Genomic DNA, 12,417 nt, shown 5'->3' on the forward strand with positions numbered 1-12,417 from the left:
TATTTGGAGAAGCCGCTTTGGTTATTTCCGGCAGATGCCGGAAATTAATACGTAGGAGGCGTATTTGATTAGGAGTGAACACGACATGAATCGAGAAGAACGTATAAAGCGACAACAAAACATTAGAAATTTCTCTATCATTGCCCATATCGATCACGGTAAATCCACATTGGCTGACCGTATTTTAGAGAAGACAAAATCAATCACTTCACGTGAAATGAAAGCACAGTTGCTGGATTCCATGGATTTGGAACGTGAACGGGGAATCACAATTAAATTAAATGCAGTTCAGCTGAAATATGTAGCTAGAGATGGTGAGACCTACACATTCCATTTAATCGACACACCGGGACACGTGGATTTTACATATGAGGTTTCGCGTAGTTTAGCAGCCTGCGAAGGGGCAATTTTAGTAGTAGATGCTGCACAAGGGATTGAAGCACAAACGCTTGCAAACGTTTATTTGGCCCTTGATAATGATTTGGAAATTTTGCCGGTGATCAATAAAATCGATTTGCCTGCAGCCGATCCGGAACGTGTACGTGCGGAAGTTGAGGATGTCATTGGACTTGATGCTTCTGAAGCTGTCCTTGCTTCAGCCAAAGCTGGAATCGGTATTGAGGAAATATTGGAGCAAATCGTGGAAAAGGTGCCTGCTCCTAACGGGGACCCGGAAGCGCCACTTCAAGCGTTAATTTTTGACTCTGTTTACGATCCTTATAAAGGGGTCATTATTTCAATTCGAGTCGTCAATGGAACGGTCAAGCCGGGCGATAAAATTCGCATGATGGCAACTGGAGCGGAGTTTGAAGTAATTGAAGTAGGGGTCCACACTCCTAAATCTGTACCTCAAGCCGAGCTGACTGTCGGTGATGTTGGTTACTTGACAGCATCTATTAAAAATGTTGGAGATACACGGGTAGGGGATACGGTAACATTTGCCAATCGTCCGGCTGAAGCACCGCTGGAAGGGTATCGCAAATTAAATCCAATGGTATACTGCGGTCTCTACCCAATCGATACTGCAAGGTATAACGATCTTCGTGAAGCGCTTGAAAAATTGGAATTGAATGATTCTGCACTCCAATATGAACCTGAAACTTCCCAGGCATTAGGTTTTGGTTTCCGTTGCGGTTTCCTTGGGCTGCTTCATATGGAAATTATTCAAGAGCGTATCGAACGTGAATTCAATATCGACCTAATTACAACAGCTCCTTCCGTAATTTACGATGTACATTTAACGGATGGTGAAATTATAAAAGTTGATAACCCGTCAATGATGCCTGATCCCCAAAAAATCGATCGTATTGAAGAGCCTTACGTCAAAGCAACAATCATGGTTCCGAACGATTATGTAGGGGCGGTTATGGAGCTTTGCCAAATAAAACGCGGAAACTTCATGACGATGGATTATATTGATACGAGCCGTGTGAGCATTATTTATGAAATGCCACTGTCCGAGATTGTGTATGATTTCTTTGATTACTTGAAATCAAATACAAAAGGCTATGCTTCGTTTGATTACGAGTTAATCGGCTATAAGCCGTCGAAGCTGGTGAAAATGGATATTTTATTAAATGCGGAGCAAGTAGATGCATTAAGCTTCATCGTTCACCGTGATTTTGCATATGAGCGCGGGAAAGTAATCGTGGAAAAATTAAAAGAACTAATCCCTCGTCAACAATTCGAAGTGCCGATTCAAGCGGCAATCGGTCAGAAAATTGTTGCCCGTTCTACCATTAAAGCAATTCGTAAAAACGTGCTCGCAAAATGTTATGGCGGTGATATTTCACGTAAACGTAAACTTCTTGATAAGCAAAAAGAAGGTAAAAAACGAATGAAACAAGTAGGATCGGTTGAAGTTCCTCAGGAAGCCTTCATGGCGGTACTGAAAATGGATGACAGCAACAAAAAATAATAATTTGCCCGTTCGTTTGATTTGTGGCAAGTTATTAAACAGATTATCTTCATTTTTTTGAAGATAATCTGTTTTTTATTGAAACATTATTTCATATATTGCAAAAAGTAGAAAAATATTTAATTTAACTCTTTTAGAAATGTGAGAAGTATAGTACAATTTATCTAAATAAACCAATCGAAAAGCTATAATTTGTTATTTATTGGTATTTATATTGATTTTTTGCTTCGTGAAAAGCAACAAAGGAGATGTTGATAGGTGAATAATATAGTAGAGGTAGCAATTCCTGAATGGTTTGAAAATGATGAGTTAGTAGCACTATCAACAATTGTTGATAAACAGGACGCAGCGGTTGGGGTATTGTTGGCAGGAGATAACTTGGATAAACAGAGGTCATATCTTCCAGTCGTACGTGTATACTTAATTACGCTTCAAAATGGAAAATACGAGTTTGCAAAGGAAGTCAGTGCATTTTCTTTTAATTCCAAAGAAGAAGCAGTTCGTTTTACAACGAAATTTTCTAATTACTCAACAATCGAGCTGTTTGTCGACTTATTTAAAGAACAAATTAATATCGCCATTTGATCTCAGAGTGTAGACAAAGTCGATCTTCGACTTTGTCTACACGTTTTTTTTAGACTACTCTTTTCAATGAAAAATTACCCAGACTGTCTTGAAAATGCTTGGCAGACAAGGCGGGGAGTCGAGTGAAGGGATGAATAGAACAAAACGTTCATGAGGGGACGAACGAGACAACCAACGCAGGGTGAAAGCGTTTGTCAACAGTCTGAAATCCGATTTTTTCAGACCTTTTTTTATTTGGGAATCTATAGAAGGCATCAACGTAATTGTAAGCAATTAAGAGCATTGAATTGAATTTTTATGGTGAAAGGGTACAATAGAGAGATATGAGATTTCTTAGGAAAGAAGGGATTTTAAATGGCGCGGGGTGTCTACATACATATTCCTTTCTGTCATCAAATTTGTAATTATTGTGACTTCAATAAAGTATATTTTAAAAATCAACCAGTAGATGAATATATAGAAGCAGTTGGCAAAGAGATTGAAATGGCTGTCAGGAAAACACCGGAACAATTTCAAGATATTGAAACAATCTTCCTTGGTGGTGGTACTCCAACCGCACTTTCTGCACAACAAATCACAAGACTTTTGCATCTTATAAATACGCTGCTTCCCACAAAACAGCTTGTAGAATTTAGTTCTGAGGCAAATCCCGACGAATTATCAGCAGATAAGTTGGAGGCATTGATACAAGGTGGGGTAAATCGTCTGAGTATGGGCGTTCAATCGTTCGATCAGGAGCTGCTTAAAAAAATCGGGCGCACGCATTCCAACGAACATGTCTTTGATACCATTAAACTAGCAAAGAAGGTGGGCTTCGATAATATCAGTATCGATTTAATGTACGGTTTGCCAGGCCAATCCATGGAGCAATGGGAAGATACGCTGGAAAAAGCATTGGAGCTGAATCTTCCGCACTATTCAGCGTATTCATTAATTGTTGAACCTAAAACGATCTTCTACATTCAGTACGCAAAAGGCAAGCTCAATTTGCCTACGGAAGATTTGGAAGCCGATATGTATGACTTGTTGATGCGGCGAATGGAAGAAAAAGAAAAGAAACAATACGAAATAAGTAATTTTGCGATAGATGGCCACATATCAACACATAATAAAATTTATTGGGATAACGATGAATATGCAGGTTTTGGTGCCGGTGCCCATGGATACATTTTAGGAAATCGCTATTCAAATCATGGTCCAATCAAGAAATATATCGAATCAATCAACAATAATAAGTTGCCCATCGTCCATAAGCATGAAGTGACCATTGAGGAAAAGTATGAAGAACAGATGTTTTTAGGTTTGAGAAAAACTCAAGGGGTATTGTTTAGTGAGTTCAAAACAAAATTTGGCGTATCCATGGACGAGCTATACGGTAAAGAAATAACGAAACTTGTTAGTGATAACTTACTTATTCGAGATGAAAAAGGTGTTAGGCTGAGTCGACAGGGTCGCTTTGTCGGAAACGAGATTTTCCAACAATTTTTATTGGGCGAATAGAGCGATTCCGTTGACATCATTTAAATGATTTGATAATTTAATAATAGTATTAGCACTCTTTGTTAATGAGTGCTAACAGAGGTGATGACAATGTTAACGAATCGACAATTACAAATATTGCAAGTAATCGTTGATGATTTTGTTACTTCAGCTCAACCAGTAGGATCACGCCAAATTTCAAAGAAGGATTGGATTACGTCCAGTCCGGCCACAATCCGTAACGAGATGGCCGATTTGGAGGAACTGGGCTTTATTGAAAAGACTCATACTTCTTCTGGCCGTGTTCCATCTGAAAAGGGTTATCGATTTTATGTAGATCATTTGCTACGACCGATCTCCATGTCTACCCAGGAAATTGGCTTATTTCAATCTATTTTTAAAAACCAAATAGTAGAGATGGAACAAGTAATTCGTGAATCTGCTAACATTTTGTCTGATTTAACTTCCTATACAACGATTTTGCTTGGACCTAATGTAAGTAAACATCGCGTAAAAAGATTTCAAATAGTTCCTTTATCAGAACAAACTGCAGTCGCAATCATTGTTACAGATAATGGACATGTAGAAAATCGAACAATTACACTTCCGCAAGGATTTTTCCCTTCGGATATTGAAAAAACAGTCAATATTCTGAATGAACGCTTAGTGGGTATTTCATTATTGGAGCTTCAAAGCAGGCTCGAACTGGAAACTTTTTATGTTTTGAGGCAACACGTAAACACTGCGGATTCCTTTATCCAATCGTTGAGGAATGTTGCTACCTTCCAAAATGAAGGGAAAATTTATTTTGGCGGTAAAACAAACATGTTGAATCAGCCGGAGTTCCACGATCTAAATAAAGTTCGTGCGCTCATGGAAATGATGGAAAAGGAAAGCCAGGTAATTTCTTTGTTCCATCCTGAAGACACGGGCATTCATATTCGTATTGGATCCGAGAACAATCATTTAGTAATGGATGATTTAAGTGTAATTACAGCGTCGTACTCCATTGGTAATGACCAAGAAGGATCAATTGCAATCATTGGTCCAAAAAGAATGGATTACCAGCGGGTTGTCTCGCTACTTGATGTGATGCGAAGTGGACTTTCAAGTGCACTTTCGAATAAAGTAAATGATGGGTTATAAGGAGGAGACATTCGTGTCCGAAACTACGGAAAACAAAGAACAACACCTAGAAGAAATTAACCAAACAGAGGAAGAAACAGTAAACGGTGCAGAAACGCAAGAACAACAAAAAGCGTTGTCGCCGGAAGAGCAATTAAACGCGAAAATCGCTGAACTGGAGGCAAAGCTCCAGGAAGAAGAAAATCGTTATTTACGTCTGCGTGCTGATTTCGATAATATGCGTCGTCGCTCTCAGCTGGATCGTGAAGCGGCAGAAAAATACAGAGCCCAGAATTTGTTGACGGAATTGTTGCCGGTGATCGACAACTTAGACCGAGCATTGCAAGTTGAGGTAAGTTCTGATGATGCTGTTTCACTCTATAAAGGGATCGAGATGGTTTACAAAACGTTGATTGATGCAACGAAACAGGAAGGGTTGGAGTTGATCCCAGCAGAGGGAGAGGCTTTTGATCCAAATGTTCATCAAGCTGTAATGCAAGAATCAGATTCTGAAAAAGAAACTGGTATTGTATTAAGAGAGCTTCAAAAAGGCTATAAATTAAAAGATCGCGTTTTACGTCCATCCATGGTTTCAGTAAATGAATAATGATATTACAATTTAGTAGAAAGCACAATTTTCGTGTTTAAATATTAGGAGGCAAAATTTAAAATGAGCAAAATTATTGGTATTGACTTAGGTACAACAAACTCTTGCGTAGCAGTTCTCGAAGGCGGCGAACCAAAAGTAATCCCAAATCCGGAAGGCAACCGTACGACTCCTTCGGCAGTTTCGTTTAAAAATGGGGAAAAACAAGTTGGTGAAGTGGCAAAACGCCAATCAATCACGAACCCTAATACAATTTTATCGATCAAATCCAAAATTGGTACTTCAGAAAAAGTAACTGTTGAAGATAAAGAATATACTCCTCAAGAAGTATCAGCGATGATTCTTCAATACTTAAAAGGTTATGCGGAAGACTACTTAGGCGAGACAGTTACAAAGGCTGTAATTACAGTTCCGGCTTACTTCAATGATGCTCAACGTCAAGCGACAAAAGATGCTGGCAGAATCGCGGGTCTAGAAGTCGAACGTATTATCAACGAACCAACAGCTGCTGCACTTGCTTATGGGCTTGATAAACAAGATCAAGACCAAAAAATCCTAGTGTTCGACCTTGGGGGCGGTACTTTCGACGTTTCCATCCTAGAATTAGGGGACGGAGTATTCGAAGTATTGGCAACTGCTGGTGATAACAAGCTTGGTGGCGATGACTTTGACCAAAAAGTAATCGACTTCTTAGTTGAGGAATTTAAAAAAGACAATGGCGTCGACTTATCTAAAGATAAAATGGCGATGCAACGATTAAAAGATGCAGCTGAAAAAGCGAAAAAAGATTTATCGGGTGTAACATCAACACAAATTTCGTTGCCATTCATTACTGCAGGGGCAGATGGTCCGCTTCACTTGGAAGTGAGCTTAACTCGTGCAAAATTCGATGAAATAACACGTGATTTAGTAGAACGTACTATTATCCCTACACGTCAAGCTTTAAAAGACGCAGGTTTAAATGCATCTGAATTGGATAAGGTTATTCTTGTCGGTGGGTCCACTCGTATCCCGGCAGTACAAGAAGCCGTGAAAAAAGAAACAAATCAAGATCCACACCGTGGGGTTAACCCGGACGAAGTGGTTGCAATGGGTGCTGCAGTTCAAGGTGGCGTGTTGACTGGTGATGTGAAAGATATCGTGTTGCTTGACGTAACTCCACTATCACTTGGGATTGAAACAATGGGTGGCGTATTCACGAAATTAATCGAACGTAACACGACAATTCCAACTTCAAAATCGCAAGTATTCTCAACAGCTGCAGATAACCAACCTGCTGTAGATATTCACGTGTTACAAGGTGAACGTCCAATGGCTGCGGACAACAAAACTTTAGGTCGTTTCCAATTGGCGGATATTCCACCAGCTCCACGCGGCGTACCTCAAATCGAAGTAACATTCGATATTGATAAAAACGGTATTGTTTCCGTAAAAGCGAAAGACCTAGGTACACAAAAAGAGCAAACAATTGTTATCCAGTCAGATTCTGGCTTAACGGACGAAGATATCGAACGTATGGTAAAAGAGGCGGAAGCTAATGCTGAAGCTGATGCGAAACGTAAAGAAGAAGCTGAAGTTCGTAACGAAGCGGACCAATTAGTCTTCCAAGTTGACAAAACAATTGCAGATCTTGGTGAACAGATCACTGAAGATGAGAAAAAATCAGTAGAAGATGCGAAAGAAGAATTGAAAAAAGCATTAGAAGCTGGTGAAATCGAAGGAATTAAATCTTCTAAAGAAAAATTAGAAGGTATCCTACAACCTTTGGTTATGAAAGTATATGAACAAGCGGCAGCTGCTGCACAAGCTGCACAAGGTGAGGCGGAAGCAGGTCCAGATAAAAAAGATGACGGCGTTGTAGATGCTGACTTTGAAGAAGTAAAAGACGATAAATAGTCTTAAATGGTAGATAGATGAAAGGGAAAAGTCAAAGTCGAGGTTAACAGACTTTGACTTTTTCCGCGGATAAATATGGAGAATTCTTCATAAAAGTTCCTTCCGCCTAAGAAAAAACTTCAACTCGGCCTATAATAATTGGGTCGAGTTGTGTTTTTCTAATTTCGGTTTTGTCTATTTCAAAGTAGCTAAATAAAATCCATCTTCATATACAGTATTATACGAACATGTTAAAATATACGTTATGAAAAAGAGCGGAGTGTGACAGATGAGTAAACGTGATTACTATGAAGTGCTTGGGGTCAGTAAAAGTGCAAGTAAAGATGAGATAAAGAAAGCTTATCGCAAACTGTCAAAGCAATTTCATCCGGATATCAATAAAGAACCTGGAGCTGACGAGAAATTTAAAGAGATAGCGGAAGCCTATGAGGTTTTGAGCGATGATGCGAAGCGCTCCCAATACGATCAATTTGGCCATGAAGCACCTAACCAAGGTGGATTCGGAGGTTCCGGATTTGGTGGATTTGAAGATATTTTCAGCTCATTCTTCGGTGGCGGTGGACGACGAACTGATCCAAATGCACCAAGAAAAGGTGATGATTTGCAGTACCGTATGAATATCTCTTTTGAGGATGCGGTTTTCGGTAAGCAGACAGAGATAGAAATACCAAAAGAAGAAACATGTGATACTTGTAGTGGATCGGGTGCAAAGCCTGGCACTAGCGCAAAAACTTGTACAACATGTAATGGGGCTGGCCAAGTAAACCAAGCAGTTGAAACACCATTCGGTCGGATGGTAAACCGCCGTACATGTAATACATGTCGTGGGACCGGCAAAATTATTCCTGAAAAGTGTACAACATGTCATGGTTCTGGAACAGTTCAAAAACGCAAAAAAATCAAAGTTACGATACCGGCTGGTGTTGATGATGGGCAACAATTACGTGTGACTGGTCAAGGTGAACCAGGCATAAACGGCGGCCCTTCAGGTGATTTATATATTGTCTTCAATGTTAGAAACCACGAATACTTTGAACGAGATGGCGATGATATTTATTATGAACTTAAACTAACTTTCCCACAGGCATCTCTTGGTGATGAAATAGAAGTGCCGACAATCCATGGAAAAGTTAAATTGAAAATCCCGGCTGGTACACAATCAGGTGCTCAATTCCGAATTAAGGATAAAGGTGTCAAGAATGTCCACGGTTACGGAACAGGGCATCAATATGTCATTGTAAAAGTAATGACACCTACAAAACTGACAGAAAAACAAAAACAACTATTGCGCGATTTCGCAGAAATTAGTGGCGATATTCCGGAAGAACATGGCAGTTCATTATTTGATAAAATTAAAAAGACATTTAAAGGTGAGTAATTGAACAATTAGTGTCCATATTCGGGCACTAAAAATTTGCTGTCCTGGAGACAAATTTTAGAGGAGCTGATTGCAAGTGAAATGGACAGAATTGTCGGTTTTAACAACAAACGAAGCGGTTGAAGCAATTTCAAATATTTATCACGAGGCAGGCGCAAGTGGTGTTGTCATTGAAGATTCAACAGAAATGGAGAAAGAAAGGGTAGATCAGTTTGGCGAGATTTATGATTTAAACCCGAATGACTTCCCGGCAAGTGGGGTTATCGTCAAAGCTTACTTACCAGTCTCTAGTTTTTTGGCAGAAACTGTTGAAGAAATTAAACTTGCAATCGCAAATCTTGAAAATTTTGATATCAATCTGGGGGAAAATGTATTCACCATGTGAGAAGTGCATGAAGAAGATTGGGCAACGGCCTGGAAGCAATATTATCATCCTGTAAAAATATCTGAAAGATTTACAATTGTTCCATCTTGGGAAGAATATACACCGGTAAACACTGATGAGCTCATTATTGAGCTGGATCCCGGTATGGCCTTTGGTACAGGTACACATCCTACAACTGTCATGTGCTTACAAGCGTTGGAAAAGGTTGTAAGAAAAGGGGATTCTGTGGTGGATGTTGGAACGGGTTCAGGTGTGTTATCAATTGCAGGCGCAATGCTTGGTGCACAGAAAGTTCATGCGCTTGATCTAGATCCAGTCGCAGTTAAATCTGCATATGAAAACATAGTACATAACAAGGTACAACATATTGCGGAAGTTCATCAAGGCAATCTGCTGGATACCGTGACGGAACAAGCGGATGTCGTTGTTGCGAATATCTTGGCCGAAATCATCATGACCTTTACCGATGACGCCTTTTCAATCGTTAAACCTGGTGGGCTATATGTGACTTCTGGTATAATTAATGCGAAAAAAGATGACGTAAAAGAAGCATTAATTAATTCGGGCTTCATTATTGAGGAAGTATTGATGATGGAAGATTGGGTGGCCATCATAGCACGGCGACCATAAATAAGAAAGGAGTTGTCCCAATAATAAGGGGCAGCTCCTTGTGTTTTATCAGAATTATAAAATGCAGCTTCAAGTGCATAGCCAGATATAGGACAGTAGCCATTCTGTCGGAAGTGAAGTTGATGGTGTACTTCCCAGCATTTACTTCACCCGACATCGCAAGGTGCGCAGCTTTCCCCACCCTAGGCAAATGCCGAATGAGGCAAGCAGTACTTATTATCAAAGAATGTGGAGGTGTACAATGCAGCGTTATTTCGTTCGCGAACGGTTCAATGAACTGGGGGAACTATCAATTATTGGAGAAAACGCCCGTCATATTTCCAAGGTAATGCGCATGGAAAATGGCGACCAAGTTACAATTGTTCATGCTGATACTGCATTTATTTGCGAAATTGTTTCAATTGGACAAGAAGTGGTTGTAAGACAAACAGGAAAAACGGTCCCTTCACCTGAGATGCCCATCAAAGTGGATATTGCATGCGGATTGCCAAAAGGAGATAAACTTGAACTAATTACTCAAAAAGGTACCGAGCTAGGCATGCATGCGTTGATTCCTTTTAGTGCGGAGCGGTCCATTGTGAAATGGGACGAAAAAAAAGGCGAGAAAAAAACAGAACGTTTGCAAAAAATAGCCCAAGAAGCAGCAGAGCAATCGCATAGAACCTATATTCCCGGCATTAAGAGTCCGGTATCCTTTAAACAGCTCCTTGAACTTCTTTCGGGGTATGATGCAGTATTTATTGCAGATGAAGAGGATGCAAAGCAGGAAACACGAACAAGATTTGCAGATAAACTTAAAAAAGTGTATGATAATGAATCGAAGTCGATTTTATTAATATTTGGTCCTGAAGGTGGAATTTCAAGAAACGAAGCAAACAGCTTATTGCAAGCCGGGGCAGAAACAATGTCTCTTGGACCAAGAATTTTAAGAGCAGAAACAGCACCGCTATATGCGCTTTCTGCTATATCATATGAATTTGAATGAAAGAGGTGTTAGCCAGTGTCAACAGTGGCTTTTCATACTTTAGGCTGTAAAGTAAACCATTATGAAACGGAAAGTATATGGCAGCTTTTTAAAGAACAAGGATATGAGCGTACTGAATTTGAACAACAGGCAGACGTTTATGTAATAAATACTTGTACGGTTACGAATACGGGCGATAAAAAATCCCGTCAAGTAATTCGGCGTGCAGTCCGTCAAAATCCAGATGCGGTTATTTGTGTAACGGGATGTTACGCCCAGACATCGCCTGCAGAAATTATGGCCATTCCAGGTGTGGATATCGTTGTAGGGACACAAGATCGTCAAAAAATGCTCGGTTACATTGAGCAGTATAAAATAGAACGCCAACCGATCAATGCGGTAGGGAATATCATGAAAAACCGTGTTTACGAAGAATTAGATGTTCCTTATTTTACAGACCGTACTCGTGCATCCTTAAAAATCCAAGAGGGATGCAACAACTTCTGCACTTTCTGTATTATCCCTTGGGCTCGGGGACTAATGCGTTCCAGAGATCCTCAGGAAGTAATTCGTCAAGCGCAGCAGCTGGTGGATGCAGGTTATTTGGAAATCGTCCTGACGGGTATCCATACAGGAGGATATGGACAAGATTTTAAAGATTACAACTTGGCGCAGTTGCTTCGCGACATAGAAGCGAATGTAAAAGGCTTAAAACGGTTGCGTATTTCTTCGATTGAAGCTTCGCAACTAACTGATGAAGTAATCGAAGTTCTTAAAAATTCCAATATTGTTGTACGTCATCTGCACATTCCGATTCAATCCGGATCTGATACCGTTTTGAAACGGATGAGACGAAAGTATACAATGGAGTTCTTTGCAGAGCGACTGGAACGCCTAAATGAAGCACTGCCTGATTTAGCTATTACTTCCGACGTAATTGTTGGTTTCCCTGGTGAAACAGAAGAAGAGTTTATGGAGACATTCAACTTTATAGCAAAATATAAGTTTGCAGAACTACATGTCTTCCCATTCTCTAAACGTACTGGTACACCTGCGGCAAGAATGGAAGAGCAGGTTGATGAAGATGTGAAAAACGAACGTGTACATCGATTGCTGGCACTTAACAATCAATTGGCAAAAGAATATGCTTCCCGTTTTGAAGGGGAAGTGCTGGAAGTAATTCCGGAAGAACACTACAAAGAGGCCAATCAAGATAATTTAATTGTCGGATACACTGACAATTATCTGCGTGTAGTATTTGAAGGAAATGAAGAGATGATTGGAAAACTTGTAAAAGTAAAAGTGCAAAAAGCAGGTTACCCATATTGTGAAGGTCAATTTGTTCGTGTCCTAGAGGAACAAGTTCAATAATAAAAATTAAAGCGGCAAATCCTTAATGGATTTGCCGTATTATTTTTTAAAATTCATTTCCTTAAAAATGGACAAAAAA

The 12,417-nt window shown here is 39.8% G+C and carries 9 protein-coding genes and 1 pseudogene; all 10 read left to right on the forward strand.

The features are described 5' to 3' along the window. The first annotated feature begins 85 nt into the window (after positions 1-85). The gene (gene lepA, locus CD33_RS14870; protein WP_036201790.1) at positions 86-1,918 is read left to right on the forward strand and encodes a translation elongation factor 4; all 1,833 of its coding nucleotides are present in this window, start codon (positions 86-88) and stop codon (positions 1,916-1,918) included. Positions 1,919-2,176: 258 nt separating this feature from the next. After that, entirely contained in the window at positions 2,177-2,503 is a 327-nt protein-coding gene (locus CD33_RS14875; RefSeq protein ID WP_036201791.1) for a hypothetical protein, read from the forward strand. A gap of 354 nt (positions 2,504-2,857) precedes the next feature. After that, entirely contained in the window at positions 2,858-4,003 is a 1,146-nt protein-coding gene (gene hemW, locus CD33_RS14880; RefSeq protein ID WP_036201792.1) for a radical SAM family heme chaperone HemW, read from the forward strand. A 90-nt stretch (positions 4,004-4,093) separates the two neighbouring features. Continuing rightward, a complete protein-coding gene (gene hrcA / locus CD33_RS14885; protein WP_036201793.1) occupies positions 4,094-5,128 on the forward strand; it encodes a heat-inducible transcriptional repressor HrcA in 1,035 nt (344 codons plus the stop codon). A gap of 13 nt (positions 5,129-5,141) precedes the next feature. After that, complete coding sequence (gene grpE, locus CD33_RS14890; protein ID WP_036201794.1) at positions 5,142-5,714, forward strand: nucleotide exchange factor GrpE; 573 nt, start codon at positions 5,142-5,144, stop codon at positions 5,712-5,714. Positions 5,715-5,777: 63 nt separating this feature from the next. After that, a complete protein-coding gene (dnaK, locus tag CD33_RS14895) occupies positions 5,778-7,610 on the forward strand; it encodes a molecular chaperone DnaK (protein ID WP_036201795.1) in 1,833 nt (610 codons plus the stop codon). A gap of 268 nt (positions 7,611-7,878) precedes the next feature. Continuing rightward, positions 7,879-8,988 (forward strand): molecular chaperone DnaJ, encoded by a 1,110-nt coding sequence (gene dnaJ, locus CD33_RS14900; RefSeq protein ID WP_036201796.1) that lies wholly within the window; start codon positions 7,879-7,881, stop codon positions 8,986-8,988. Positions 8,989-9,064: 76 nt separating this feature from the next. Then, positions 9,065-10,003: pseudogene (gene prmA, locus CD33_RS14905) on the forward strand (50S ribosomal protein L11 methyltransferase). A gap of 241 nt (positions 10,004-10,244) precedes the next feature. After that, entirely contained in the window at positions 10,245-10,988 is a 744-nt protein-coding gene (locus tag CD33_RS14910; protein ID WP_036201797.1) for a 16S rRNA (uracil(1498)-N(3))-methyltransferase, read from the forward strand. 15 nt (positions 10,989-11,003) lie between these two features. Next, positions 11,004-12,338, forward strand: coding sequence for a tRNA (N(6)-L-threonylcarbamoyladenosine(37)-C(2))-methylthiotransferase MtaB (gene mtaB, locus CD33_RS14915; protein WP_036201798.1), 1,335 nt, complete (start codon positions 11,004-11,006; stop codon positions 12,336-12,338). Positions 12,339-12,417 lie beyond the last annotated feature (79 nt).

Source organism: Ureibacillus sinduriensis BLB-1 = JCM 15800 (genome assembly GCF_000772955.1).
GTDB classification, from domain to species: domain Bacteria; phylum Bacillota; class Bacilli; order Bacillales_A; family Planococcaceae; genus Ureibacillus; species Ureibacillus sinduriensis.